Origin of the sequence: Streptomyces sp. NPDC048370, assembly GCF_043200825.1 — a bacterium.
Taxonomy (GTDB): domain Bacteria; phylum Actinomycetota; class Actinomycetes; order Streptomycetales; family Streptomycetaceae; genus Streptomyces.
The window spans coordinates 36,454-62,751 of record NZ_JBICYI010000009.1 but is presented as its reverse complement, the minus strand read 5'-3'; the positions used below and the strand labels follow the sequence as shown (position 1 = coordinate 62,751).

General features: G+C 72.7%; 24 protein-coding genes. 14 read left to right on the top strand and 10 right to left on the bottom strand.

Annotation, left to right across the window (positions count from 1 at the left end; genetic code table 11):
- Positions 1-90 precede the first annotated feature (90 nt).
- Genes ACGFYP_RS20495 through ACGFYP_RS20475 form a run of 5 tightly spaced genes read left to right on the top strand, consistent with a single transcriptional unit; the run spans position 91 to position 5,818 of the window.
- Positions 91-768 (top strand): class F sortase, encoded by a 678-nt coding sequence (locus ACGFYP_RS20495; protein WP_393495249.1) that lies wholly within the window; start codon positions 91-93, stop codon positions 766-768.
- A 34-nt stretch (positions 769-802) separates the two neighbouring features.
- Positions 803-1,621: a hypothetical protein gene (locus tag ACGFYP_RS20490; RefSeq protein WP_393495246.1), complete on the top strand. Its 819-nt coding sequence runs from the start codon at positions 803-805 to the stop codon at positions 1,619-1,621.
- Entirely contained in the window at positions 1,618-2,916 is a 1,299-nt protein-coding gene (locus ACGFYP_RS20485) for an ATP-binding protein (protein ID WP_393495243.1), read from the top strand. The genes ACGFYP_RS20490 and ACGFYP_RS20485 overlap by 4 nt, the downstream gene beginning before the upstream one ends.
- Positions 2,917-2,972: 56 nt before the next feature.
- Entirely contained in the window at positions 2,973-4,352 is a 1,380-nt protein-coding gene (locus tag ACGFYP_RS20480; RefSeq protein WP_393495240.1) for an FtsW/RodA/SpoVE family cell cycle protein, read from the top strand.
- The gene (locus ACGFYP_RS20475) at positions 4,349-5,818 is read left to right on the top strand and encodes a penicillin-binding transpeptidase domain-containing protein (protein WP_393495237.1); all 1,470 of its coding nucleotides are present in this window, start codon (positions 4,349-4,351) and stop codon (positions 5,816-5,818) included. The genes ACGFYP_RS20480 and ACGFYP_RS20475 overlap by 4 nt, the downstream gene beginning before the upstream one ends.
- A gap of 130 nt (positions 5,819-5,948) precedes the next feature.
- On the opposite strand, the gene ACGFYP_RS20470 is transcribed toward ACGFYP_RS20475, so the two are convergent.
- Together ACGFYP_RS20470 and ACGFYP_RS20465 are read right to left on the bottom strand one after the other, a co-directional pair.
- Positions 5,949-6,812, bottom strand: a complete 864-nt coding sequence (locus ACGFYP_RS20470) for a hypothetical protein (protein WP_393495234.1) — start codon at positions 6,810-6,812, stop codon at positions 5,949-5,951.
- A gap of 111 nt (positions 6,813-6,923) precedes the next feature.
- Entirely contained in the window at positions 6,924-8,033 is a 1,110-nt protein-coding gene (locus ACGFYP_RS20465; protein ID WP_393495231.1) for a ferritin-like domain-containing protein, read from the bottom strand.
- Between the two features lie 182 nt (positions 8,034-8,215).
- On the opposite strand from ACGFYP_RS20465, the gene ACGFYP_RS20460 reads away from it, so the two are divergent.
- The 5 genes from ACGFYP_RS20460 (at position 8,216) to ACGFYP_RS20440 (ending at position 12,256) form a co-directional block, all read left to right on the top strand.
- On the top strand, positions 8,216-9,151 hold the full coding sequence (locus ACGFYP_RS20460) for a diiron oxygenase (RefSeq protein WP_393495228.1): 936 nt from the start codon (positions 8,216-8,218) through the stop codon (positions 9,149-9,151).
- Positions 9,152-9,195: 44 nt separating this feature from the next.
- A complete protein-coding gene (locus tag ACGFYP_RS20455; protein WP_393495224.1) occupies positions 9,196-9,921 on the top strand; it encodes a TetR/AcrR family transcriptional regulator in 726 nt (241 codons plus the stop codon).
- Positions 9,922-9,946: 25 nt separating this feature from the next.
- A complete protein-coding gene (locus ACGFYP_RS20450) occupies positions 9,947-10,216 on the top strand; it encodes a hypothetical protein (protein ID WP_361970189.1) in 270 nt (89 codons plus the stop codon).
- 77 nt (positions 10,217-10,293) lie between these two features.
- Entirely contained in the window at positions 10,294-11,544 is a 1,251-nt protein-coding gene (locus tag ACGFYP_RS20445; protein ID WP_393495221.1) for an NlpC/P60 family protein, read from the top strand.
- 169 nt (positions 11,545-11,713) lie between these two features.
- On the top strand, positions 11,714-12,256 hold the full coding sequence (locus ACGFYP_RS20440) for an RICIN domain-containing protein (protein WP_393495218.1): 543 nt from the start codon (positions 11,714-11,716) through the stop codon (positions 12,254-12,256).
- A gap of 120 nt (positions 12,257-12,376) precedes the next feature.
- Here the strand turns inward: ACGFYP_RS20440 and ACGFYP_RS20435 are convergent, their stop codons facing one another.
- Genes ACGFYP_RS20435 through ACGFYP_RS20415 form a run of 5 tightly spaced genes read right to left on the bottom strand, consistent with a single transcriptional unit; the run spans position 12,377 to position 18,174 of the window.
- Positions 12,377-13,630, bottom strand: coding sequence for a styrene monooxygenase/indole monooxygenase family protein (locus tag ACGFYP_RS20435; RefSeq protein WP_393495215.1), 1,254 nt, complete (start codon positions 13,628-13,630; stop codon positions 12,377-12,379).
- 45 nt (positions 13,631-13,675) lie between these two features.
- Positions 13,676-14,365: an ATP/GTP-binding protein gene (locus ACGFYP_RS20430; RefSeq protein ID WP_393495212.1), complete on the bottom strand. Its 690-nt coding sequence runs from the start codon at positions 14,363-14,365 to the stop codon at positions 13,676-13,678.
- Entirely contained in the window at positions 14,346-14,747 is a 402-nt protein-coding gene (locus tag ACGFYP_RS20425; protein ID WP_361970174.1) for a DUF742 domain-containing protein, read from the bottom strand. The genes ACGFYP_RS20430 and ACGFYP_RS20425 overlap by 20 nt, the downstream gene beginning before the upstream one ends.
- A complete protein-coding gene (locus tag ACGFYP_RS20420; RefSeq protein ID WP_361970171.1) occupies positions 14,744-15,259 on the bottom strand; it encodes a roadblock/LC7 domain-containing protein in 516 nt (171 codons plus the stop codon). The genes ACGFYP_RS20425 and ACGFYP_RS20420 overlap by 4 nt, the downstream gene beginning before the upstream one ends.
- Positions 15,256-18,174 (bottom strand): nitrate- and nitrite sensing domain-containing protein, encoded by a 2,919-nt coding sequence (locus ACGFYP_RS20415; protein WP_393495207.1) that lies wholly within the window; start codon positions 18,172-18,174, stop codon positions 15,256-15,258. The genes ACGFYP_RS20420 and ACGFYP_RS20415 overlap by 4 nt, the downstream gene beginning before the upstream one ends.
- 376 nt (positions 18,175-18,550) lie before the next feature.
- On the opposite strand from ACGFYP_RS20415, the gene ACGFYP_RS20410 reads away from it, so the two are divergent.
- Complete coding sequence (locus ACGFYP_RS20410) at positions 18,551-19,324, top strand: hypothetical protein (protein ID WP_393495204.1); 774 nt, start codon at positions 18,551-18,553, stop codon at positions 19,322-19,324.
- 30 nt (positions 19,325-19,354) lie between these two features.
- Here ACGFYP_RS20410 and ACGFYP_RS20405 read toward each other — a convergent pair whose 3' ends face one another.
- Positions 19,355-19,849: a MarR family transcriptional regulator gene (locus ACGFYP_RS20405; protein ID WP_361970163.1), complete on the bottom strand. Its 495-nt coding sequence runs from the start codon at positions 19,847-19,849 to the stop codon at positions 19,355-19,357.
- 210 nt (positions 19,850-20,059) lie between these two features.
- On the opposite strand from ACGFYP_RS20405, the gene ACGFYP_RS20400 reads away from it, so the two are divergent.
- Both ACGFYP_RS20400 and ACGFYP_RS20395 read left to right on the top strand, forming a co-directional pair.
- Positions 20,060-20,884 (top strand): lysozyme, encoded by an 825-nt coding sequence (locus tag ACGFYP_RS20400; RefSeq protein WP_393495199.1) that lies wholly within the window; start codon positions 20,060-20,062, stop codon positions 20,882-20,884.
- Positions 20,885-21,108: 224 nt separating this feature from the next.
- Entirely contained in the window at positions 21,109-21,975 is an 867-nt protein-coding gene (locus ACGFYP_RS20395; protein WP_393495196.1) for a lytic polysaccharide monooxygenase, read from the top strand.
- A 98-nt stretch (positions 21,976-22,073) separates the two neighbouring features.
- On the opposite strand, the gene ACGFYP_RS20390 is transcribed toward ACGFYP_RS20395, so the two are convergent.
- The gene (locus ACGFYP_RS20390; protein WP_393495193.1) at positions 22,074-22,703 is read right to left on the bottom strand and encodes a DUF5701 family protein; all 630 of its coding nucleotides are present in this window, start codon (positions 22,701-22,703) and stop codon (positions 22,074-22,076) included.
- 393 nt (positions 22,704-23,096) lie between these two features.
- Complete coding sequence (gene lon / locus ACGFYP_RS20385; protein WP_393495190.1) at positions 23,097-25,514, bottom strand: endopeptidase La; 2,418 nt, start codon at positions 25,512-25,514, stop codon at positions 23,097-23,099.
- 131 nt (positions 25,515-25,645) lie between these two features.
- Here lon and ACGFYP_RS20380 point away from each other — a divergent pair, with 131 nt between their 5' ends.
- On the top strand, positions 25,646-26,284 hold the full coding sequence (locus tag ACGFYP_RS20380) for a GNAT family N-acetyltransferase (RefSeq protein ID WP_393495187.1): 639 nt from the start codon (positions 25,646-25,648) through the stop codon (positions 26,282-26,284).
- Positions 26,285-26,298 lie beyond the last annotated feature (14 nt).

The following is a 26,298-nucleotide window of genomic DNA, read 5'->3' as shown; positions in this document are numbered from 1 at the left end:
CGGCGCCTACGGCCCACTGTTACAAGGCCGCAATAGCGGACATTTAGCTTCGAATCCATCAGCTGTCACCGTGAGGATCCGGAGCCGTCCATGCCGTCCGCGCCACTCGTGCCGTCCGCGCCGCCCGCCTCGCCCACGAGTACCGCCACCCGCCCGCCCCGTCGGCGGCTGCTCGTCGGCTCCGCGCTCGCGCTCGCCCTCGGCGGCGGCCTCCTCGCCTGCTCGACCGGCGCGGGCGCCGCCCCGGGGGCCCTCGCCCCCGACGTCTCCGTACGGAACGTCTCCGCGGCCCCGGCGCGCCACGAGGCCCCGCCGATGGCGGCGTCGGAGCCGACGCGCCTGGTCGTCCCGACGGCGGGCGTGGACACCTCCCCGGTCCTGCGGCTCGGCCTCGACGCCGAGGGCGGCCTCCAGGTGCCCTCGGTGGATCAGGCGGGGCGGGCGGGCTGGTACACGGGCGGTGTGACCCCGGGGGAGAATGGGCCCGCCGTCCTGGTCGCGCACTACGACACGGCCGAGGGCCCGGCGCTCCTCCGCGATGTGGCGAAGGTGCGGACCGGGGACCTGATCGAGGTCGGCCGGGCGGACGGCTCGACCGCGACCTTCGAGGTCCGCGAGATACAGCAGGTCGACAAAAAGGACTTCCCTACGAATAAGGTCTACGGGAAGACCGACCGTCCCGAGCTGCGGCTGATCACCTGCGGCGGACCGATCGAGGACGGTCACCGCACCGACAACATCATCCTCTTCGCCGACCTCGTGAAGTAGCAGGTCGCGGGGAGCGTAGGACCCGAGGAGCCGAGTGAGACCGCGCGGACTGCCGTTCGTCGCCGCCGTGGCCCTGGCCGTGGCGGCGCCGTTCGTGCTGTCCGGCTGCGGCACCGAAGGGGAGCTGAAGAGCGCCGGGGCCACGCCCACCGCAATCGGCCCCGTCCGCCTCTGGCCCGGGCTTCCGCCCGCGACCGCGCCGCCGCTCGACTACGGCGAGACCGACACCCAGTCCGTCCCCGGGATCAAGGTCCCGGACAACGACGTCCGCCGGGTCGACGCCGTCGCCGTGGTCAAGGCCGAGGTGGCCGCCCACCCGGACACGTACTCCGGCGCGGACGGCATGTACGAGGAGACGGCCCGGCAGATCGCCCGGTGCACCCAGGAGCCCGCGAAGTGCCCGGTGATGGAGGCGTACTACCGGGATCTGACCGGCAACGGCCGGGACGAGCTGATCGTCGGCATCCGGATGCCCGACCAACAGGTGGGCGTGCGGGTGTACACCGCGGAGAACCAGGGGCTCACCCGGATCATGGCCACCGTCGACCAGGTGATCCGCGTGGAGCTCGCGGGCCGCGACCTGATCGTGCGGGCCGCCTCCGCCGGCATCCCGGGGTACGAGTACCGCACGGCCTGGTCCTGGGACGAACAGCAGCGCGCGATGCTGCCGACCCGGGACGAGATCGTCCGCGTGAAGCCCTCGGCGCCGTCCGCCTCGCCGGCGCCCGAGCCCCGGCTCGTCGAGCCCTCGCCTTCCCCGCCCCCGCCGGGCTCCTCGCCCGAGCCCGAGCACGCGCCCACTCCCCCGGCCTCCGCCTCCGGCTCCGACGACCCGCTCGTGGAGCCCTCGTGACGGCGCGACGCGGGCGGCCGCGCCGGCCCCGCCTGCCGGCCTGGACCGCGACGCTCACCTGGAAGTCCGCGGTCTTCATCACCGTCATGTGCTGCGCCCTGGCGGCGCTGCTCGGCGTCCTCGTCCATGTGTCCGTGGCGGGGCAGACCGTCGACGACTTCCGTGAGCGGGCGCTGACCCGGCTCGCCGGCGCCTCCCGCGCGTACGAGGCGGGCGACCCGCTCCCCCGGGCCGCCGGGATCGACCCCGAGGGGCTGCCCGAGGAGCTGCGGGCGCTGGCCCTGCGCGGCGAGCGCGGCACGGTGGTCGAGGAGTACCAGGGCCGGCCGACGATGTGGGCCGCGGGACCGGCCGACGGCCGCGCCCTCGCCGTACGGGTTGACTACTCCACCGGTACGGAGATCATCGACGGTCTCGACCGGTCGATCCTCGGCTCCTCGGTCCTCGCGATCGGGGCGACGCTGCTCGTGGGCGCGTTCGCGGTCACCCGGATCACCCGGCGGCTGCACCTGACCGCCCAGGTGGCCCGGCGGATCAGCGCCGGCGACCTCGACGCCCGCGTGGACGACCCCCGCACGAAGGACCCGGCGCGCCCGCAGGACGAGGTGGCCACGGTCTCCGGGGCGCTCGACACGATGGCCTCCTCGCTCCAGCGCAAGCTGCAGACCGAGCAGCGCTTCACGGCGGACGTGGCGCACGAACTGCGCACCCCGCTGACCGGTCTGTCGGCTGCGGCCGAACTCCTGCCGGAGGGACGGCCGTCGGAGCTGGTCCGGGACCGGGTGAAGGCGATGCGCTCGCTGACGGAGGACCTCCTGGAGATCTCCCGGCTCGACGCCCGCAACGAGACCGTGGACCTGGCGGTGCACGACCTCGGCGCGATCGCGCGGCGGGTGGTGCGGGCCTCGGGCACCGAGACGGAGGTGCGGGTCGGTCGCGACGCCACGGTCGAGACGGACCGGCGGCGCCTGGAACGGGTCCTCGGCAACCTCGTCGCCAACGCGCACCGGCACGGGGCCCCGCCGGTCGTCCTGACCGTGGACGGCGCGGTCGTCACGGTGCGGGACCACGGCCCGGGATACCCGGAGTACCTGCTCGCGTCCGGGCCGCAGCGGTTCCGTACCGAGAACGGCGGCAAGGGGCACGGGCTCGGGCTCACGATCGCGGTCGGCCAGGCCGAAGTGATCGGCGCGCGCCTCGTCTTCGCGGACGCCCCGGACGGCGGCGCCGAGGCGCGTCTCACGCTGCCGGAGTACGTGCGGTTGGCCGATCCGGACGAGGATCCGGAGCCGTGACGGCACACCGTCACACATAAGGGATATAAGCCATATCGCTTGCTACGTTGCGGACCATGACCGCAACGACGGCGGACGCTCCCCCGCCCGGGCTACGCATCCCGAAGCGCCGCGGCGTGGAACTCTCCCTCCTCGTCTGCGCCGTCCTCATCTCCGTCATGGGCTACGCCGACGTCGGCCTGGCCCGGAGCGGCGCGGTACCCCCGGACGCCCTCCGCTACGGGGCCGGTCTCGGCGGGCTCGCGCTCCTCGCCCATCTCGCCGTACGGTTCCGGGCGCCGTACGCCGATCCGCTGCTGCTGCCGATCGCGGTCCTGCTCAACGGCCTCGGCCTGGTACTGATCTACCGGCTCGACCTGGAGACGCCGAAGGACCAGGCGGCCTTCACGCAGCTGGTCTGGTCGGCGCTCGGGGTGGCGCTCTTCGCCGCGGTCGTGGTGCTGCTGCGCGACCACCGGACGCTGCAGCGGTACGCGTACCTCTCGATGGCCACCGCGCTGCTCCTGATGGTCGTGCCGATCTTCTTCCCCGCGGTCAACGGGGCGAAGATCTGGATCCGGATCGGCGGACTCTCCTTCCAGCCGGGCGAGTTCGCCAAGATCCTGCTCGCCGTCTTCTTCGCCGCGTACCTGGCGGCCAACCGCAACGCCCTCGCGTACACCGGCCGCAGGATCTGGCGGCTCCAGCTGCCCACCGGCCGGGTGCTCGGGCCGATCGCGGCGATCTGGCTGCTGAGCGTGGGCGTGCTGGTCCTGGAGCGGGACCTCGGCACCTCGCTGCTCTTCTTCGGCCTCTTCGTGATCATGCTGTACGTGGCCACGGGCCGGACCGGCTGGATCGCGGTCGGGCTGCTCCTGGCGGGCGTCGGGGCGTTCGCGGTCGGCTCGATCGAACCGCACGTGCACAGCCGCGTCGAGGACTGGCTCAATCCTTACGCCTCCATCGAGGCGGGCGACGGGCCGAGCCAGCTCGCGCAGTCCCTGTTCGCCTTCGCGGCGGGCGGGATGCTCGGCACGGGCCTCGGCCTCGGGCACTCGATCCTGATCGGCTTCGCCGCCAAGTCCGACTTCATCCTCGCGACGGCGGGCGAGGAGCTGGGCCTTGTCGGCCTCACCGCCCTGTTCCTGCTCTACGCGCTGCTCGTCGCGCGCGGGTACCGGGCCGGGCTCGCCCTGCGGGACCCCTTCGGGCGGCTGCTCGCGATCGGCCTCGCCTCGATCCTGGCCCTGCAGGTCTTCGTGATCGCCGGCGGGGTGATGGGCCTGATCCCGCTGACCGGCATGGCGATGCCGTTCCTCGCGCAGGGCGGTTCGTCCGTCGTCACCAACTGGATCATCGTGGCGCTGCTGATCCGGGTCAGCGACTCCGCCCGCGCACCCCGCCCCGAGCTCGTCGAGACCGGGGTCATCGCGCCGATCGTGGAGGACGCCCGGTGATCCCGTACATCCGGCGCGCGGCGGCCCTCTGCCTGGTCCTGCTCGTGGCGCTGCTCGTCAACGCGGCGCGGGTGATGGTCTTCCAGGCCGAGTCGCTGGACGAGAACCCGGCCAACCGGCGGGTGGCGATCACCCGTTGGGGCGAGCCGCGCGGCGAGATCGTGGTCGACGGGCGGCCGGTGACCGGCTCGCGGGACAGCGGGCAGCAGCTGCGCTACGAACGGACGTACAAGCAGGGCCCGTTGTACGCGCCGGTGACCGGCTTCGCCTCGCAGACGTACGGCACGACGTTCGTGGAGCACGCCGAGGACGGTGTCCTGGCGGGTACGGATCCGATGCTGGCGCCGTTCCCGTTCTGGAACGACCTCAGCCGGGGGCGGCTCGCGGGCGGCGACGTGGTGACGACGATCCGGGCGTCGATGCAGGAGGCCGCGTACCGGGGGCTCGGCGGGAAGCGGGGCGCGGTCGCGGCGGTCGAGCCGTCGAGCGGGCGGGTCCTGGCGCTCGTCTCCTCCCCCTCGTTCGATCCGGCGCTGCTCTCCGGGACGGGGCCCGCGGTCGAGGGGGCCTGGGCGCGGCTCAACACCTCGCCGAACCAGCCGATGCTGAACCGGGCGATCCGGCAGACGTATCCGCCGGGCTCCACGTTCAAGATCGTGACGGCGGCCGCCGCGCTCGACGCGGGCGTGGTGACGGACGTCGAGGCGCCGACGGACACCCCCGACCCGTTCGTCCTGCCGGGGACCCGGCAGGTACTGCCGAACGCGGCCACCGGGTGCGGGAACGCGTCCCTCGCGTACGCGCTCCAGTGGTCGTGCAACACGGTGATGGCGGGGCTCGGGGTGGAGGTGGGGCTCTCGGGAATGGTGGAAGCGGTCGAGAAGTTCGGCTTCAACGACCCCGGCCTGACGATCCCGTCCTGGGTCGCCAGGTCCAACTTCGACCGCGCGATGAGCGACGACCAGCTGGCGCTGTCGTCGATCGGCCAGTTCGACACGACGGCCACCCCGCTGCAGATGGCGCTGGTGGCGGCGGCGGTCGCCAACAACGGGGAGATCGCGCACCCGTACCTGGTCGAGCGGACGACGACGGCGGGCGGCACGACGGTCGACACGACCGGCAGGCGCAGCTACCGGCAGGCGATGCGCCCCTCGACCGCGACCCAGCTGCAGCGGCTGATGGTCCGGGCGGTCGAGGAGGGCACGGGCACCAACGCGGCGATCCCGGGGGCGACGGTCGGCGGCAAGACGGGCACGGCCCAGCACGGCCTGGGCAACGCGGGCACTCCGTACGCCTGGTTCATCGCCTGGGCGCAGGCGGCGGACACGGCCCAGCCCGCGGTGGCGGTCGCGGTCGTCGTCGAGGACGCCGAGGCCAGGCGTACGGAGATCAGCGGCGGCGGCAGCGCGGCGCCGATCGCCCGGGCCGTGATGGAGGAGGCGCTACGGCCCCGGAAGGCCGACTGACGGGGGTTCACCGCCCCACCACCGCTGCCCGAGAAGACCGGGCCCGAAGGGGCCGGGCGCCGCGTGGCCCGGCCCCGGCGCGCGCCGGGGCCGACGGTCCCGAGTCCCCGGCCGACCGGGCCCCGACCGATCACCCCTGGCTGATCGGCTTCCGCATCTCCGCGCGGACCTTGGCGGTGGTCTCGGCGAGTTCGGCGAGGTCGACGTCCTGCGGGTCGGCGGTGGCCGACTCGGTGGTGACGACGGCGACGAAGGAGGCCGTGTTGCCGTCGCCCCAGGCGCACATGGGGAGGGTCGCGGTCCCGGTGGCGTCCTTCGTGGTGGTGACCTGGCAGCTGATGGTCACGTCGTGACCGGCCGGCTTGAAGTCCTTCGGCGGGACGGCGAGCGTGGTGCCCTTGTCCTTCGCCGCGCCGGAGAGGATGGACGCGCGGGTACCCGCCGGGTCCTTGAGCCGGCCGTGGAAGCCGGAGACGACGAGGACGGCGCTGTCCTTGCCGGTGTACTGCGCGATGGCCGCCTTGACGTCCTTGACCGTGGGGTCGTAGGTGTCCTCGACCTCCTTGCCCTCGGTCTTGGAGGCGTCGTTGGTCAGCGTGAAGCTGCCGTCGAGCAGCGTCTTGGGCACGACGAGCTTGTGCGTCGCCTCCGGGAACTCGCCGGTGACACCGGCCCCGTCGAGGACGAGCTTGCCGGCGTAGCCGAGGCCCGCGACGACGGCCAGGGCGCCGACGACGATCCCGACGATCAGCCCGGTCCGCTTCTTCTTCGGCGGCGGCCCCATGGGCGGCTGCCCCCAGCCGCCGACGCCGCCGGGCCCCGGGTACTGCTGGGGGACGCCGGGCTGCTGCGGGTAGCCCTGCGGCGGCGGGCCGTAGGGGCCGGGCTGGGGCCCGCCCTGCGGCGGCCCGTAGGGCCCCGGCTGCTGCGGGGGCGGCACGGGAGCGCCGTAGGGGTTGTGCGGCGGCTGGTTCGGCGGTGGCGGCATGCTCATGGCGGGCACGGTACGTCACCGGTGTGAACACGGGAATCCCGGGCCTCCCCCTCGGCCCCGCCCCTCCGCCCCGACGAATCCCCCACGAACCGCCGCGCCGAATCCCTCCGCCTACCCCTCCGTCCCACCCTGTTCGATCGCCTCGGCCACCTCCGCCACCCGCTCCCGCTCCTCGACGGCGAACCGCTCGCGGTCCAGCGCCTCCGCGACCTCCTCGTCCTGGGTCATCAGCAGGTCCAGGTTCGAGTCGCCGAGGTCGAAGACGCCCATGTCCAGGTAGGCCTTCTGGAGGCGTTCGCCCCAGAGGCCGATGTCCTTCACGCACGGGACGATCCGGCTGAAGAGCAGCTTGCGGAAGAGGTGCAGGAACTCGCTCTGTTCGCTGTACTCCTCCGCCTCCTTCCTCCCGATGCCGAAGTTCTCCAGGACCTCCACCCCGCGCAGCCGGTCCCGCATCAGGTAGCAGCCCTCGATCACGAACTCCTCGCGCTCGCGCAGTTCGGCGTCGGACAGCTGCTTGTAGTAGTCGCGCAGCGCCATCCGGCCGAAGGCGACGTGCCGGGCCTCGTCCTGCATCACGTACGCGAGGATCTGCTTCGGCAGGGGCTTGTCGGTGGTGTCGCGGATCATGCCGAAGGCGGCGAGCGCCAGGCCCTCGATCAGGACCTGCATGCCGAGGTACGGCATGTCCCAGCGGGAGTCGCGCAGGGTGTCGCCGAGGAGGTCCTGGAGGTTGTCGTTGATCGGGTAGAGCATCCCGATCTTCTCGTGCAGGAAGCGGCCGTAGACCTCCGCGTGCCGGGCCTCGTCCATCGTCTGCGTCGCGGAGTAGAACTTGGCGTCGAGGTCGGGGGCGGACTCGACGATCCGCGCGGCGCAGACCATCGCGCCCTGCTCGCCGTGGAGGAACTGGCTGAACTGCCAGGAGGCGTAGTGCCTGCGCAGCTCGCCCTTGTCCTTCTCCGTCATCTTCGCCCAGTGGCGTGTGCCGTAGAGGGTCAGGACGTCGTCCGGGGTGCCGAGCGGGTCGTACGGGTCGACCTCCAGCTCCCAGTCGATGCGCTTGGAGCCGTCCCACTGCTTGTCCTTGCCCTTCTGGTAGAGGGCGAGGAGGCGTTCACGGCCGTGGTCGTACTCCCAGCTGAAGCGGGCCGAACCGGTCGCGGGGACCTGCCAGATGGGGTCTCCCGGGGCTTTCGTGTAGAGGTCGTGCGTCGACACTGACGACTCCTTGCTCTCGACTCGACTGCTCGCCGGACGTGGTCCTCCGGGCAGGCTGACACCTTGGTAGACATCGGGTCAACAAGTCGTGCGCAAGGGATTGACGGGGTTACTGACGGGCAGTCTCATAAGAGGCGACTCCAGGTAACCCGACTGCGTGCACAGCGAGGTGTCTCTCCGTCATGACCACTGGGACCGAGCACGACTTCACCCTCCTCCGGGACGCCCTCGGCCCGCTCCGCGACCGCGAACAGGTCGCCGCGCGCCTCCTCGAGTCCTCCCTCAAGCACTCCTTCGACCCCGAGACCGAACTCGACTGGGCCGCGCCTCTGGAGGACGGCAAGTGGTTCTGGCCGCCGGAGCTGGTCTCCCTCTACGACACCCCGATGTGGCGGCGGATGTCCGAGGAGCAGCGGATGGACCTCGCCCGGCACGAGGCCGCCTCGCTCGCCTCGCTCGGCATCTGGTTCGAGATCATCCTGATGCAGCTGCTCGTCCGGCACATCTACGACAAGTCCCTCACCAGCGACCACGTGCGGTACGCCCTCACCGAGATCGCCGACGAGTGCCGGCACTCGATGATGTTCGCCCGCATGATCCAGAAGGGCGGCGCGCCCGCCTACCCCGTGCCCCGGATCTACCACAACCTGGCCCGCGTCCTGAAGACCGTCTCCACCACCCCCGGCTCCTTCGCCGCCACCCTCCTCGGCGAGGAGATCCTCGACTGGATGCAGCGGCTGACCTTCCCGGACGAGCGGGTCCAGACGCTCGTACGCGGCGTCACCCGCATCCATGTCGTCGAGGAGGCGCGGCACGTCCGCTACGCCCGCGAGGAGCTGCGGCGGCAGATGGTGACCGCGCCCCGCTGGGAGCAGGAGTTCACCCGCATCAGCTGCGGCGAGGCCGCCCGGGTCTTCTCCACCTGCTTCGTCAACCCGCGGGTGTACGAGAACGTGGGCCTCGACCGCCGCCAGGCGGTCGCCCAGGTCAGGGCCAGCGGCCACCGCCGGGAGGTCATGCAGTCCGGCGCCAGGCGGCTGACGGACTTCCTCGACGACATCGGCGTGCTCCGGGGTCCTGGGCGGCGGCTCTGGAAGTCCTCCGGGCTGTTGGCCTGAGACCGCTCACCTCGGTGTCACCGGGCGGAGCTACCCTGCGAGGCATGACCAGTGCCGCCGCCACGCCCGCGTACCGCCGGCTCAGCGTCGAGGAGCGTCGCGTGCAGCTCCTCGCCGCCGCCCTGACGCTCTTCGCGCACCGGGCGCCCGACGAGGTCTCCCTCGACGACGTCGCCGAGGCGGCGGGCGTCTCGCGGCCGCTGGTCTACCGCTACTTCCCCGGCGGCAAGCAGCAGCTGTACGAGGCGGCCCTGCGCTCCTCCGCCGACGCGCTGGAGCGCTGCTTCGCCGAGCCGCCGGTCGGGCCGCCGACCGAGCGGCTCGGCCGGGTCCTCGACCGGTACCTGGCCTTCGTGGACGAGCACGACGCCGGTTTCAGCGCCCTCCTGCGGGGCGGCAGCGTCGCCGAGACCTCCCGGACGAGCGCCATCGTCGACGAGGTCCGGCGGGCGGCGGCGGAGCAGATCCAGGTCCACCTGGGGGTGGACGAGCCGGGCCCCCGGCTGCGGATGATGGTCCGCACCTGGATCGCGGCGGTGGAGGCGGCCTCCCTGATCTGGCTCGACGAGGAGAAGCAGCCGTCGGCGGCGGAGCTGCGGGACTGGCTGGTCGACCACCTGATCGCGCTGCTCGCGGCCACGGCCGCGACCGACGAGGAGACGGCGTCGGTCGTCACGCGGCTCCTCGCGCAGGAGACCCCGGCGGGTCCGGTGGGGACGCTGGCGCGGCGGGTGACGCCCGTCGTGAGCGAGGCGGCGCACCTCCTATGAGACCGGTGTGTACGAGACTGGTCCCGTGAGAAGCGAGAACACCCCCTTCCGAGGCGGGCCCCTGGACGGCGAGGTCCTGTCCGTCATGCTCGGACCGACGGGGCATCCACCGAAGTGGTACGAAGTGCCCGTACCGGACGCGGACGGCGGCCCGCCGACGGTCCACGCCTACCGCCGCGAGCCGGCCGGGCACACCAAGCGGCTCGGCATCCAGCGCGGCTGGGTCTACGCGTACGTTCCCGAGGGCCGCGAGCCGTTCCGGCCGAAGTGGCCCTGGACCAAGCCGAACGGGTGAGGCCGTTGGGCCGATTCGCCCCTTTGTGAGCTCATCCGACCGCGCGCTCCCGCCATCATCTCCGTGGAGGTGATGACGTGTCAGGAAGGCTGCTGCGCACGGTCTGCACGGGGGTGCTCGCCGCGTCGACGGCACTGGCGGGGGTCCCGACGGCGACGGCGGACGACCCGGTGGACCCCCAGGTGGAGACACCGGCGACCGCCGATCCCCCAGGGCCCACGGAGGCGCCCGGCCCGCTCGACCCCGCCGACGGCACCCCCGTCGACGACGCCGCCGAACTCCCGCCCCCCGGCGGGAACTCGATCGCCGCGCTCCTCGGCCGACTCCAGACCCTCTACCGCCAGGCCGAGCAGTCCACCGAGGCCTTCAACGCCACCGACGAGGCCCTGCGCCTGCAGACCGCCGACACCAAGAAGGTCACCGACGCCCTCACCCGCGCCCGCGAGCGCCTCACCCAGGGGCGGAACGCGGCCGGGCGGCTCGCCCGGGAGCAGTACCAGGGGCGGGCCACGACCTCCGCCTTCTCCCCGTACCTGCGGCTGCTGCTCGCCGACGACCCCCAGCAGGCCCTGGACCAGAGCCGTCTGATGGACCGTGCGGCCCGCGAACGGGCCGGCATCGTCTCCCGGCTCACGGCGGACGAGAAGAAGGCCGACCAGCTGGCGAGCGCCTCCCGCAAGGCCCTGGACCGCAAGCAGACCCTCGCCGACCGGCAGAAGAAACAACGCGACGACGTCCGGAAACGGCTTCAGGAGGTCCAGAAGCTGCTGGCCTCGCTCCCGCCCGACCAGCTGGCCCAGCTGACCGAACTGGAGCGGACCCAGACCGCCGGCGCGCAGCGCGAGCTGCTCGACACCGGCGCCCTCGACGGCGACCGGACCCCGTCACGGCAGGGCGGCGACGCGCTGACGTACGCGGTACGCCAGATCGGCAAGCCGTACGTGTGGGGCGCCGAGGGCCCCGAGTCGTACGACTGCTCGGGGCTGACCTCCCAGGCCTGGGCGAGCGCCGGACGGGAGATCCCGCGCACCAGCCAGGAGCAGTGGCGCACCCTCCCGAGGGTGGAGCTGCGCGAGCTGCGCCCCGGTGACCTGGTGGTCTACTTCCCCGAGGCGACCCACGTGGCGATCTATCTCGGCCACGGCCTGGTCGTCCAGGCCCCCCGCCCGGGCGCCAAGGTGAAGGTCTCCCCGATCGCCGCCAACCCACTGCTCGGCGCCGTCCGCCCCGACCCGAGCGCGGCGGCTCTCCCGTCGTACACGCCGCCCGAGCTCCCTGCCGGGGCCACGGACGGCTCGGACGAGGGGTTCGATCAGGGCGGGGCCTGAGCACCCTTCACCCGGAGACGACGACGCACCGAAGCAGACAGAACGGAGGAAGGTATTCCGATTCGCGGCATCAACTGTCGTTGAGGAAAGCTCAACTGATGCTGATAATTATGCGATCATGACAATGATTTCCGGCCACGGGCCGGGACCTTCTTGATTGCAGAGGACCATGAAGTTCAACCCGATCGTCCGCGCCCGGCGCGGACTGCTCGTGCTCGCCGCGTCCCTCGGCCTCGTCTTCGGCGTCTCGGCCATTCCGGCCCAGGCCGCGCCGTCCATCGTCTACCTGGGCACCGTCGAGATCAAGGCGGAGCACTCCGGCCAGTGTCTTGAGGTGGCGGACTGGAGCAAGGCGAACGGCGCGGCCGTCCGTCAGTGGCCCTGTACCGGTGGCGACAACCAGAAGTGGCACCGCTACTCCCAGCAGAATGACACCGGGGCGTTCTACTACGTGAACGCGAACAGTGGTAAGTGCCTGGAGATCGGCGGCTGGGGGCGCAACAACGGTGCGACCGCCAACCAGTGGGACTGCCACTGGGGCCTCAACCAGGTCTTCCGCGGCCAGTACAGCCTGTACATGGACTCCGCGTACGTCTATGGCAAGTGCCTGGAGATAGCCGACTGGAGCACGCAGCCGGGCGCCCCCGCGCGGCTGTGGTCGTGCACCTACCAGCCCAACCAGACCTTCAGCATCAAGGCCGTGGACTGGTAAACCCCTGGGGGGGGGGGGGGGGGGGGGGGGGGGGGGGGGGGCCCCCCCCCCCCCGCGCGCGCCCCCCCCGCCCCCCCCCCCCCCCCCCCCCCCCCCCCCCCCCCCCCTCTCCCGTGACCGTCAGGCCCCGGCGACCGACGCCAGGTAGGCCTCGGTCTTCTCCGGCTCGTAGAAGAAGTTCTCGAAGTCGGCCGGGTCGTTGAAGCCGTTCGCGAAGCGGTCGGCGACCGGCTGGAGCTGGCCGGCCGCGCCGATCAGGTTCAGGACGTGCTCCGGCGGGACGCCCAGCATCGCGTTCGTCCACTTGGTGACGTGCTGCGCCGTGTTCCAGTACCGGTCGAACGTGGACCGCATCCAGTCCTCGTCGAAGGGCTTGTCGCCGTGCTCGACGATCGCGGCGAGGTAGGCGGCCGCGCACTTGGAGGCCGAGTTCGAGCCCTGGCCGGTGATCGGGTCGTTGGCGACGACGACGTCGGCGACACCGAGCGCCAGGCCTCCGCCGGGGAGGCGGCCGATCGGGTTGCGGACGGTCGGGGCGTACCGGCCCGCCAGGGTGCCGCCCGCGTCGGTCAGTTCGACCTTCGTGGCCCGCGCGTACTCCCAGGGCGTGAACTTCTCCATCAGCTCCAGCGTGAGCGAGAGGTGCTCCGCCGGGTCCTTGATGCCCTGGAAGACGTCGAGCGGGCCGCCGGGTATGCCCTCCCAGAAGAGGATGTCGGCGCGGCCGGAGGTGGTCAGGGTCGGCATGACGAAGAGCTCGCCGACGCCCGGGACCAGGTTGCAGCGGACCGCGTCGAATTCGGGGTGCTCAGGGCGGGGGCCGAGGCCGTGGACGTACGCGACGGCCAGGGCGCGCTGCGGCTCGCCGTACGGGGAACGGGCGGCGTCGCGGCCGAACATGGAGACCAGCTCGCCCTTGCCCGCGGAGACGAGCACCAGGTCGTACGTACGGGAGAAGTAGTCCAGGTCGGAGACGGCAGCGCCGTGGATGACGAGCTGGCCGCCGCGCTGGGCGAAGGTCTCCATCCAGCCGGCCATCTTCACGCGCTGGTCGACGGACTGCGCGTGCCCGTCGAGCTTGCCGACCCAGTCGATCACGCGCTGGGCTGTGTTTGTTCCAACCGCGAGCGGACCCGCGACGGAGACGCCGAGGCCCTCGATCCGCGGGGCCTGGGACTCCCAGAAGTTGATGCCGAGGTCCCGCTCGTGCTGGAGCGCGGTGTCGAACATGCACTGGGTGGACATGACCCGGCCGGACCGGATCTCGTCCGCCGTGCGGTTGGACATCAGGGTGACTTCGTACCCCTGCGACTGCAGTCCGAGGGCGAGCTGGAGACCGGACTGGCCGGCTCCGACGATGAGTATCTTCCGCATGGCGGGTGTTCCTAACGACTTACGGCGGCTTACGGATCGATCCGGCTATTCGGGGGCGGCTTCGAGCGCGTGCGCGACCATCGCGAGCAGGGTCTCCACCACGCTGTACCGCTTGCGTGCGTCCATGATCACGACGGGTACGTCCGCCGACACGGTGAGCGCGTCACGGACGTCCTCGGGCTCGAACCGCTCGGTGCCCTCGAAGTGGTTGACGGCGACGATGTACGGCAGCCCGCAGCTCTCGAAGTAGTCGAGGGCGGGGAAACAGTCGGTCAGCCGGCGGGTGTCGGCGAGCACGATCGCGCCGATCGCGCCGCGCACCAGGTCGTCCCACATGAACCAGAAGCGCTGCTGGCCGGGGGTGCCGAAGACGTAGAGGACGAGGTCGTCGTCCAGGGTGATCCGGCCGAAGTCCATCGCGACGGTCGTCGTCAGCTTGTCGGGCGTCGCGGAGAGGTCGTCCGTCTCCTGGCTGGCCCGGGTCATCAGGGCCTCGGTCTGGAGCGGCGTGATCTCCGAGACGGCCCGGACGAAGGTCGTCTTGCCGACGCCGAAGCCGCCCGCGACGACGACCTTGGTGGCTATGGGGGCCCGGGTGTGGTCGAGCTGCCAGTCCTGCGCGCCCTCTTCCGTGCCCGCGTCGTGCGGTTCGGGCTGCGGTTCGGGCTGGGCTTCCGGCTGGGCGGGGATTCCGGCGAGGGCCGGGGCCGCGGCTTCAGAGACGGCGGAGTCCACTCAGCACCCTTTCGAGGAGCGCGCGGTCGGGCTGCCCGGTGCCGTGACCGGTCCCGTACACACGGATCTTTCCCTGGTCGGCCAGGTCGCTGAGCAGCACCCGGACGACACCCAACGGCATCTTCAGGAGCGCCGAGATCTCCGCGACGGTACGCATCCGGCGGCAGATCTCGACGATGGCCCGCATCTCGGGCATCAGGCCGCGGGCGGGCCCGCCGTCCGTCAGGACCTTCCTGCCGGGCGCCGCTTCGAGGGCCGCGACGAAGGTCTCGACGAGCAGGATGTGGCCGAACCGGGTGCGGCCGCCGGTGAGCGAGTACGGGCGCACGCGCGCGGGGCGGCGGCCCTCCCCTCGTACCGGCAGGCGGTGTGTCGCGGTCACTGGGCGCCCTCCATCGATTTGCGCAGCTCGCTGCGGAGTTCGGGGGTGAGGACGTGTCCGGCGCGGCCGACGAAGAGGGCCATGTGGTACGCGACGACGCTCATGTCGCAGTCCGGCTCCGCGTGCACGCCGAGCAGCGAGCCGTCGCTGATGGACATGACGAAGACGCTGCCCTCCTCCATGGCCACCATCGTCTGCTTGACCCCGCCGCCGTCCATCAGCCGGGCGGCGCCGACGGTGAGGCTGCCGATGCCCGAGACGATCGTGGCGAGGTCGGCGCTGGAGCCCCGCGGCCCGCTCGGACGGTCCGCCGGTACGGGCGCGGCCTCCTGCGTCGCCGGGTCGGACGAGAGCAGGAGCAGTCCGTCGGAGGAGACGACGGCGACCGAGCGGACCCCGGGCACCTCCTCGACGAGGTTGCCCAGCAGCCAGTGCAGGTTGCGGGCCTCCCTGCTCAGTCCGAACGTCCCGGTCGCAGGTGTGCCGGTCTCAGATGTTCCGGTCGCAGTCAACCGCGTGCCTCCTCGACTGTGTCCCCCGTCTTCTCCTCGGTACGTGCTTCGATCTCGGCCTCTACGTCCCTACGGCCCTCCTCGGCCCCTCGGTGGAAACCGCCGAGCCTGCGGCGCAGGGCCTCCGGGTCCACGCCGCCGGCGCGCGGGGCGGGCACGGACCCGGCCTGCGGGACGACCTTCGGCGTGCGCTTGGGAAGGCCCTTGTCGGTGACGCGCGGGGCGGCAGGCGACTCGGCCTCCTCCGGGGCGCGCTCGTGCGTGTCGGGCTCGGGGGGCGGTGCGGGCAGCCGGACCTGGAGCGTGGTCTCGGCGACGGACGGTACGGAGGGCTCGGCGGCGGCCGCCGGGGCGGTGGCTTCCGAGGGGTCGGGCTCGGGCTCGGAGGCCTGGCGCTCGGGGGTCTCGGGCTCCGGCTCGCGCTCGGGCTCGGGTTCCACCGGGGACTCGTGGGTCTCCAGGGGCTCCCGGGGCTCCCGGGGCTCCCGGGGCTCCGAGGCCTCGTGGGCCTCGGAGGGCTCCTCCGCCGTGGCCTCCTCCGCCTCCGCCGCCTCGATGGCGCGCTCAGCCGCCTCCACGAGGGGGTCGCGGGTGCGGGACGGCAGGGTGTTGGAGTTGGCCTCGGCGACCGAGCCGGGGAGGTTCAGGGTGGGCGCTCCGCCCCCGACCGGGACGGCCGGCGGGCCCGCCGTGGGCGGGGCCGTCGGGAGCAGCGTCGACGGCAGGACGACGACCGCCGCTATGCCGCCCTGCTTCTGCTCACGCAGCTGCACCCTGACCCCGTGGCGGGCGGCGAGCAGCGCGGTGACGCGGATGCCGAGCCCCTCTCCCTCGGTGTCGGCCGGGTCGGCCTCGGCGAGCCGCGCGTTGATCTCGGCGAGCCGGGACTCGGTCATGCCGATGCCCTCGTCCTGGACGGAGAGCATGACCTCGCCGGTCTCCAGGAGCCAGCCGGAGAGCTGGACCTGCGCGTCGGGCGGCGAGAAGGAGGTCGCGTTCTCCAGGAGTTCGGCGATGAGGTGGCTGAGGTCGTCCGCGGCGAAGCCGGCGATCTGGGCGTGCGGCGGCAGGGACTGCAGGGTGACCCGCTCGTACCGCTCGATCTCGCTGACGGCGGCGCGCAGGACGTCCACCAGCGGGACGGGCCCGGGGTGGCCGTGGACGTGCTCGTGACCGGCGAGGACGAGGAGGTTCTCGCTGTGGCGGCGCATGACGGTCGCCATGTGGTCGAGCTTGAAGAGGGTGGCGAGCCGGTCGGGGTCCTGCTCGCGCTCCTCCAGCTTCTCGATGACGCCGAGCTGCCGCTCCACGAGCCCGAGGCTGCGCAGCGAGAGGTTGACGAAGGTGTGGTGGACGCTGTGCCGGAGCCGTTCGAGCTCGGCGGTGAGGAGGGCGGTGTGGCCCTGGAGTTCGGCGCGCTGGGCGGCCAGCTCCGCGCCGAACGCCTCGCGGGCCCCGAGCAGGTCGGCGCGCTCGCTGTCGAGCCGCGCGGTGCGCCGGCCGAGGTCGGCCAGCTTGCCGTGGAGGGTGTTGAGGGACCGTACGACCTGCGCGAACTCGTCGTTGCGGCCCGTGAAGCGGACCGGCTCCTCGGTGTCGGGCTCCGGGGCGGCGGCGAGCCGCGCGGCGCCGATGCGCACGACGGCGAGGGGCCGGGTGAGGCTGCGGGCGACGAAGGTGGAGATGCCGATGGCGACCAGCAGGCAGCCGCCGAGGAAGGCGATGCGCACTTCGAGTGCGGTGACGTCGTCGTCGCGGAGCTGGGCGAGGCGCTCCACCCGGGTGGCGGAGAGGGAGGACTCGACGCCGCGCATCTGCTCGATGCGCGCCGAGAGCGCGGCATCCAGCTGCTCGGGGTCGGTCTTCCGCTCGGTCTTGGTGAGCTGCGGCTGGTCGGTGAGGCGGTCGAGCAGGCGCTCGGCGTTCTTGACGTCGGGTCCTGTGACCGTGGCGGCGAGGGAGCTCCGCCCGGTGGTGGCGGCGGACCGGTCGAAGTCGGCGAGGGCGGCCAGCTCGCGGACCCGGGCCTGCTGGGCGGCGGCCGTCAGGGCGTCGCGGGTGCGGTCGGCCTCGTCGGCGCCCTCCGCCTTGACGGGTACGTAGGTGCCGGTGACGGGGTCGTACTCGACGCGGCTGGACCGGGGCTGGGGTACGGCGAGGGCGGCGAGGAGCAGGCCTCGGGCGGCCGAGGCCTGTTCGACGGCGCGGCCGAGGGCGGCGGGGGCCCTGGTGGCGTCGGCGGCGCGGGCGGGGGTCTGCTCGGCGAGCTCGTCGGCCAGGACCTGGAGCTTGGCGATGACGTCCGTGTACGCCTTGTGGGCTTCGAGGGCGGTGCCCGTGCCGGTGAGCGCGGTATGGCGGATGGACGGCAGGCCCGCGAGGTCGCGGCGCAGCTCGGCGGGGGCGGCGGGCCGGATCTCGTCTATCTGGCGGTCGACGCGGGTGGAACGGGTGCTGGTGACCTGCCGCTTGTCGTCGGCGTCGGCCTGCTGCTCGTCCCGTCCGGCGGCGATGTACGCGACGACCTCGTCGCGCTCGTCGGCGAGGGAGTGGGCGAGCGTGACGGCCTGCCGGTCCAGCTCGGCGAGGGTGACCAGGCGCTGGGAGTCGTTCAGTTCGCCGGAGGCGGTGAGGATCGCGGGCGCGCCGGCGGCGAGGACGGTGACGCCGACGAGGGCGACACCGGCGACGAGGCGGTTGCGGACGCGCTTGGGCCGGCCGGTGCGCGCGGGTGCGGGTACGGGGCCGGTGGGCGTGGCGCTCCCGGGTGCGGCACTGCCGGGTGCGGCGGGTACGGCACTCCCGGGTACGGCGCCGGGGCCCGTGGCGTCGCCCGTGCTCAGCGGGTCACCGGGGGCCTGGCTCCGCGTGCCGTTGTTGCTCCGAGGCCGCTTCTTCTGCACCGGTGCTCGCATTCTCGACTCGTCCGCCCATGAAGCAGAGGTGACGACCGGTCATGTGTATAGAGCGCCCCCACCCCTGGTACGGCTTCCGACCATTCCAGCGCTTCTGGGAAGGGGACGCGCATCGGCCGCTCCGCCACCCGAACGAGTGAACAACACTCCTGAGTTGGCGAACAACTCCACGCTGGGCTTTCCGGGCGGCCGCACGGAGCGCCGGTTGGATCTTCCGTGCGGGCTTTGGCAGGATGCCCGCCCGCAGCTCGCCGGAGGCTCCGCTTCCGCCTCTCGGGCGCCTCCCGAAGGCTTGGTACAGGCCATATTCGGCCGTTTGGAGAGGCTGTGAAGGGGCACCGAGGCCTCCGCTCACCACGGGGGCAGACTGGGGGTCATGCGCACCGAGGTGGTCACCCTTCCCGGAAGTCCCGAACGCCCTGACGAGGACTGGGCGGCCACGGCTCTACCCGCGTCCGGCGGGGGTGGGACGGTCGTGGTGCTCGACGGGGTGACGCCGCCGGCCGGTGATGACGGTTGTGTGCACGACGTGCCCTGGTTCACCGCCCGCCTCGGCGGCGCGCTGACCGAACTGTCCGCTTCGCGAGGTGACATGACGCTGGCCGCGATCCTGGCGGAGTCCATCCGCCGCACCGCGGACGCCCACCGGGACACCTGTGACCTTTCTCACGTACGTACGCCGCAGGCGACTGTCGCCATGGCGCGTTGGGACGCGGCGCGCGTCGAACACCTCGTGCTGTCCGACTCGGTGCTGCTCCTGGAGGCGCCGAACGGGTCGGTGACGGCGGTCCTCGACGACCGCCTCGACCGGATTCCGGACGAGGTCCGCCGCTCGCTCGCGGCGACGGACCGGCTGCGGAACCAGGAGGGCGGCTTCTTCACGGCGGCCGCCGACCCGGAGGTGGCGCGGCGGGCGGTGACCGGGACGACGCCCCGGTCGGAGGTCCGGGCGCTCGCGGCGCTCACGGACGGGGCGTCGCGCTGGGTGGAGTTGTTCCGCGAGGGCGACTGGGCGGACTGCTTCGGGGTGCTCCGGAAGGAGGGCGCGCACGGGCTGCTCGCGCGGGTCCGGGCGCTGGAGGAGTCGGGCGCCGTCGCGCACCGCTGGAAGGTCCACGACGACGCGACGGCGGTGTACGCGATCCTCTGAGGTCCCGCCCGCGCGGCTCCCGGGAGCTCGTCAGCTCTCCGCCCGCGCGTTCAGCTGGTGGAGCAGGCGGGCCAGTTCGGCGACCTCCGTACGGTCCCAGTCGGCGAGCTTGCGGACGTACCGCCCGCGCCGTGCGTCCCGTACCCGCCGGAAGCGGAGCCGCCCCTCCTCCGTCAGCCGGACGAGCGAGGCGCGCCCGTCGGCCGGGTCGGGGTCGCGGGCGACGAGCCCGAGGTCCTCCAGGGTGCGCAGCTGGCGGCTCATGGTCGCCTTGCCGACGCCGAAGTAGCCGGCGAGTTCGGTGGCGCGCTGCGGGCCGGTGTCGTCGAGCCGTACGAAGAGTCCGTACGCGGAGGATTCCAGCTCGGGGTGGACCTCGCGGGCCATCTCGCCGGACTGGGCTCGGGCGCGGCGCAGAAAGACCGCCAGTTCCCTTTCCAGGGCCAGGAATTCCTGGTCCACACCACTCCCGTCGGTCGACCCGCCGGTCGGTTGGCCTTCACTCCCCGTACCGCTTCCGTGCACGTCAGCACCCCTCGCGCGCTTTCCGGTCGCTGAAAGTTTCTTTCGGCCGCGGCCATCGCCGCAGCTCTCTCAGTATTTCGTAGGCGTAGACCAACGGCGGCACCCGGGCCCTCTTCCGCCCGACGGGTCTACGTGCGTAGCGTCGTCGGTGACATGTCCACACCAGGACCGTCGACCCGCTCCCCCCACCGAGCCTTTCGGAGGCACGCAATGCCCGTGCACAGATCCGGAAAGACCCTCGCCGGCGCCGCGTTCGCGGCCCTGGCCCTGCTCCTGCCCCTCACCCTCGCCGGCCCGGCCGGCGCCGCCACCGACGCCGAGGCCGCTCCCCCGCGCGGCTCCGCCCACATGGGGATGGGCGTCCTCGCGCACGACGGACAGGCCGGCACGCCCGGCTCGCCCCGCGCCGCACAGACGGAGGGCGTGGACGTCTCCAGCCACCAGGGGAACGTGGCCTGGTCGACCCTGTGGAACAGCGGGGTGAAGTGGGCCTACGTCAAGGCGACGGAAGGCACGTACTACAAGAACCCCTACTTCGCGCAGCAGTACAACGGCTCCTACAACGTGGGCATGATCCGCGGCGCGTACCACTTCGCGACCCCGGACACGACGACGGGCGCGGCCCAGGCCGACTACTTCGTCAACAACGGAGGCGGCTGGTCCAAGGACGGCAGGACGCTGCCGGGCGCCCTCGACATCGAGTGGAACCCGTACGGGGCGACCTGCTACGGCAAGACGCAGTCCGGGATGGTCGCGTGGATCCGCGACTTCCTGAACCGCTACAAGGCGCGGACGGGCCGGGACGCGGTGATCTACACGGCGACGAGCTGGTGGACGCAGTGCACCGGCAACTACGCGGGGTTCGGCGCGACCAACCCGCTCTGGGTCGCGCGGTACGCGTCGACGGTCGGCACGCTCCCGGCCGGCTGGCCCTACTACACGATGTGGCAGTACACCTCGACCGGACCGACGGTCGGCGACCACAACCGCTTCAACGGCGACCTCTCGCGGGTGCAGGCACTGGCCAACGGCTGAGCCGGCCTCGTACGGGTGCCGTCCGAGCACCCGCACGGCGGCGGCCCTCCGGCGCGCGGCGGCGCGTTCGGAGGGCCGCCTTCGCCTTTCTCGCTCCACCCTCTTGCCGATTGGTATGGACCAATGCGAGGCTCGGACGGGCGCGTACGGCCCCTCCCCAACTCCCGTACGCGTTCCGCTCGTTGCTCGTCCCGTCCTCCCCCACGCACGAGAGAGAGCCCCGCATGCCGCCGATCCGCCGCACCGCCGCAGCCGTCACCCTGTCCGCCGCCGCCCTGATCCCCCTGACCCCGTCCGTCGCCGGTGCGCACGGCGCGGTGTTCAACCCGGTCAGCCGGGTGGCGGCCTGTTACGCGGAGGGCCCGGAGACGCCGAAGTCGCAGGTGTGCAAGGACCTGGTCGCCGACTCCGGCACCCAGCCGCTCTACGACTGGAACGAGGTGAACATCGCCAACGCGGACGGCCGGCACCAGGTGGTCATCCCGGACGGCAAGCTCTGTTCGGCCAACCGCGAGAAGTACCGGGCGCTCGACTGGGCCCGGACGGACTGGCCCGCGACGGCGGTCTCCGCGGGCTCCTTCGACTTCAAGGTCCGGGTCACCGCGCCGCACCAGGGCACGATGACGGTCTACATCACCAAGCCGGGCTTCGACCCGACCCAGCCGCTGAAGTGGTCGGACCTGGACGCGACCCCGGTGGCCACCTACGCCACCCCGCGTACCTCGGCGGAGGGTTACTACAACTTCACCGGCAACCTGCCCGCGCGGACCGGCCGTCACATCGTCTACAAGGTCTGGCAGCGCAGCGACAGCCCGGAGGCCTTCTACAGCTGCTCGGACGTCACCTTCGGGGGGACGACCACGGTGGCCTCGGCGGCCTCGGCGCCGAGCGAGGCGAAGATCGCCGCGGGCGCCGACCGGTCCACGGTGAGCCACGCGGGCCACGGCGGCGACGAGCACGCCCCGGCCCTCTCCTCGGACGCGGCGCGAACCGAGTCCTCCCCGCTCCCCCTGGCCCTCGCGGGCGCCGGCGCCCTCGCGGCCTTCGGCGCGGGCAGCCTGCTCCTGACGCGGCGGCGGAACGCGTCGTAGCGGCCTGGTGGCGGGGGGGGGGGGGGGGGGGGGGGGGGGGGGGCGCCCCCCCCCCCCCGCCCCCCCCCCCCCCCCCCCCACGCCGTTACAGCAGGGGGTTAAGCGCTCCGGCCCGTGGTGGAGCCGAAGCCGAGCCAGGTGTGGCGGTTGCCCCACCAGCACCAGCCGACCTTGGGCGCGTCGCGCCGCTCGCGGCCGTCGCGCCCGGTGCCGTTGCTGATCCAGATCGCCGGAGTACGGGCGTCCAGGGCGCCGTTGGCCTTGCGGAGCCGGGAGCCGATGGTCATGAAGCAGCGGTTCCGCTCCAGGGCCTCGGGCTCCTGGAGCACCCAGTGGATGCCCTCGCTGAGCACCAGCGGGGTCCGCTCCTCCTTGGTGAGCGCGGGCAGCGCCTCCTCCGGGCTCCAGTTGGACATGCGGTCGCCGCGGTCGATCCCGGCGACGAGGTAGAGCGGCGCGTCGGGCAGCTCGATGTCGTACGGGACGAAGTCGTCGACGTCGGGCATGTCGACGACGACGAACCCGGGCTTGTCCGCCCGGCGGAGCAGCGGCGCGAGCGCGGAGGCGGGTGCGCGGTCCGGGTGGACGGCGAGCAGCACGTCGGTGCGCTCGCCCCCGGCCTCTCGCGCGAAGTCACGCAGCTCGTCGGCGGACATCCCCGCGAGCTCGTGCACCCCGAGCTCGACGAGGTGCTCCGCCTGGGCGGCGAGGGGCGGCAGTGGGGGCATGGCGGGTTCTCCTCGGGTCAACGGTGTGTGGAGCGGGTGCGGGCTCCGGCCACGATCCGCCGGACAGGCCCTAGGGGCCTTGGGCGGCTTCCTCTTCCCCCGCTCCCCCCTTGTTCCATGATCAGAATAGGGACGCCGGTTCCCGGGCGGTCCCCCTTTTTCAGAGCGGAGTGATCTCGTCGGCGCTCGCGCCGGTGATCTCTCCCAGGTAGATCTCCTGGGCCACCAGGTCGGGGGCGTCGACGGTAGAGGCATGCCGCGAGTCCGGCCTGCCGCGTTCCAGGACAGCGAGGGCACTCGCCGTGTACGCCGGGCCGCCCGAACGGACGCCATGACGCGGAGCGGGGCGCCCCCACGAAAGGGGCGCCCCGCTCCACAGGGGGACCTACCGGCTCACGCCGCCGCGCCGACCCTCACCGCCGCCGGGGCGAGGGCGATCTCCAGGACCTGGCGGACGTCCGTCACCGGGTGGACCTCCAGCTTCTCCAGGATCTCGGCCGGGACGTCGTCCAGGTCCGCCTCGTTCCGCTTCGGGATCACGACCGTCGTGATGCCCGCCCGGTGGGCCGCGAGCAGCTTCTGCTTCAGGCCGCCGATCGGCAGGACGCGCCCGGTCAGCGACACCTCACCGGTCATCGCCACGTCCGTCCTGACCAGCCGGCCGGAGAGCAGCGACGCGAGCGCCGTCGTCATCGTGATGCCCGCGCTCGGGCCGTCCTTCGGGACCGCGCCCGCCGGGAAGTGGATGTGCACGCCCCGGTCCTTCAGACCGCTCACGGACAGCTCCAGTTCCGCGCCGTGCGACCGCAGGAAGGAGAGCGCGATCTGCGCGGACTCCTTCATCACGTCGCCCAGCTGACCCGTCAGGGTCAGCCCCGCCGCGCCCGTCTCGGGGTCGGCGAGCGAGGCCTCCACGAAGAGGACGTCACCGCCCGCGCCCGTGACGGCGAGTCCGGTCGCCACGCCCGGTACGGACGTACGGCGCTCGGCCGGGTCCTGCGCGGACTCCGGGATGTGGTGCGGCCGTCCGATCAGCCCGCGCAGATCGTCCACTCCGACCGCGAACGGCAGCTCGCGGTCGCCCAGTTCGTGCTGGGCCGCGACCTTCCGCAGCAGCCGCGCGATGGACCGCTCCAGGTTCCGTACGCCCGCCTCCCGGGTGTACTCGCCCGCCAGCTTCCGCAGCGACGCGTCCTCCAGGACCACCTCGCCCGGCTCAAGGCCCGCGCGCTCCAGCTGCCGGGGCAGCAGGTGGTCGCGGGCGATGACGACCTTCTCGTCCTCCGTGTACCCGTCGAGCCTGACCAGCTCCATCCGGTCGAGCAGCGCCTCCGGGATCGCCTCCAGGACGTTCGCCGTCGCGAGGAACACGACGTCGGAGAGGTCGAGTTCGACCTCCAGGTAGTGGTCGCGGAAGGTGTGGTTCTGCGCCGGGTCCAGAACTTCCAGGAGCGCGGCCGCCGGGTCGCCCCGGTAGTCCGAGCCGACCTTGTCGATCTCGTCGAGCAGGACCACCGGGTTCATCGACCCGGCCTCCTTGATGGCGCGGACGATCCGGCCGGGGAGCGCGCCGACGTACGTACGCCGGTGGCCGCGGATCTCCGCCTCGTCCCGTACGCCGCCGAGCGCGACCCGGACGAACTTCCGCCCCATCGCGTGCGCGACCGACTCGCCGAGGGAGGTCTTGCCGACGCCGGGCGGGCCGACGAGGGCGAGGACGGCGCCGCCGCGCCGGCCGCCGACCACGCCGAGACCGCGCTCGGCGCGCCGCTTGCGTACCGCCAGGTACTCGGTGATGCGCTCCTTCACGTCCTCCAGGCCCGCGTGCTCGGCGTCGAGGATCGCCTTGGCGCCCTGGATGTCGTACTGGGTCGCGTCGTCATCGGTTCGTTCGTTCCACGGCAGTTCGAGGACGGTGTCGAGCCAGGTGCGGATCCAGGAGCCCTCGGGGGACTGGTCGCTGGACCGCTCCAGCTTCTCGACCTCCTTGAGGGCCGCCTCGCGCACGTTCTCGGGCAGGTCGGCGGCCTCGACGCGGGTCCGGTAGTCGTCGGACTCGTCGCCGTCCGTCTCGCCGTTGAGGTCGCGCAGCTCCTTGCGTACGGCGTCCAGCTGGCGCCGGAGCAGGAACTCGCGCTGCTGCTTGTCGACGCCCTCCTGGACGTCCTTCGCGATGGACTCGGCCACGTCCTGCTCGGCGAGGTGCTCGCGGAGCTGGGCGGTGGCGAGCTTGAGGCGGGCGACCGGGTCGGCGGTCTCCAGGAGTTCGACCTTCTGCTCGACGGTGAGGAAGGGCGAGTAGCCGGAGTTGTCGGCGAGCGCGGAGACGCCGTCGATCTGCTGGACGCGGTCCACGACCTGCCAGGCGCCGCGCTTCTTCAGCCAGCTGGTGGCCAGCGCCTTGTACTCCTTGACCAGCTCGGCCACGGAGCCGGGCAGCGGCTCGGGCACGGTCTCCTCGACGACGCTGCCCTCGACCCAGAGGGCGGCGCCGGGGCCGGTCGTACCCGCGCCGATCTTGACGCGGCCGAGGCCGCGGATGAGGGCGCCGGGGTCGCCGTCGGACAGCCTGCCGACCTGCTCGACGGTGCCGAGGACGCCGGTCCCGGCGTACGTACCGTCGACGCGGGGCACCAGCAGCACCTTGGGCTTGCCGGTGCCGCTTCCGGAGCGGGCGGCGGCCTGGGCGGCCTCGACCGCGGCGCGTACGTCGGTGTCGGACAGGTCCAGCGGCACCACCATTCCGGGCAGCACGACCTCGTCGTCGAGCGGCAGCACAGGCAGAGTGAGCGGTGAGGACGTCGAAGCCATGATCTCCCCTTCGGCAGTCAAGTTGAGCTATGTGGACTCAATGCACGTGAGCCCGTGGATGTTCCCCGGGGGACGTTCGCTCTGAGCGATCACTCTGGTGCGGGGCGGAGTGGCGACGGTGTAATGCCTCCATGGACACTACGCCTCTTACTTCCGCCTGGGTGGCGGGCTGGACCGTCTCGCGGGGCACTCCGCCCGCCGTCGTCGAGCCCTGGGGCTGGCGGATCGACGTCGGCCTGCCGACGCACGTCTTCCGGCACGTCCTGCCCGCGCCGGACGCGGTGTCCGTGGGGAAGCTCTGCGAGGAGATCGACGTACCGGGCGCGTGGCTGAAGATCATGGCCGGTCCCGAGGAGGCGGCCGGGTGGATCACCCCGGGGTGGACCGTCCCCGACGACCCCGGCTACATGATGACCAAGACCCTGGACCCGGGGGCCCGCCCGCCGGCGCCGGAGGGGTACGCGCGGACGACGGAGACGCGGGACGGGGTGATCCGGGTCCGGATCGTGGCCCCGGACGGCACGCTCGCCGCGCGCGGCCAGATGGCCCCGGCGGGGGTCACGGCCGTCGCCGACCAGATCGAGACCCACCCCGAGCACCGCCGCCGCGGCCTCGGCGCGAACGTGATGCGCACCCTGGAGGCGGCCGCCGCCCAGACGGGCGCGACCACGGGCGTCCTCTCGGCCACCCGCGACGGCCTGGCCCTCTACGACAGCCTGGACTGGCGCTACGAGTGCCCGCTGACGGGGATCGTGCGGGACGCCGGGTAAGGCCGCGGTCCGGA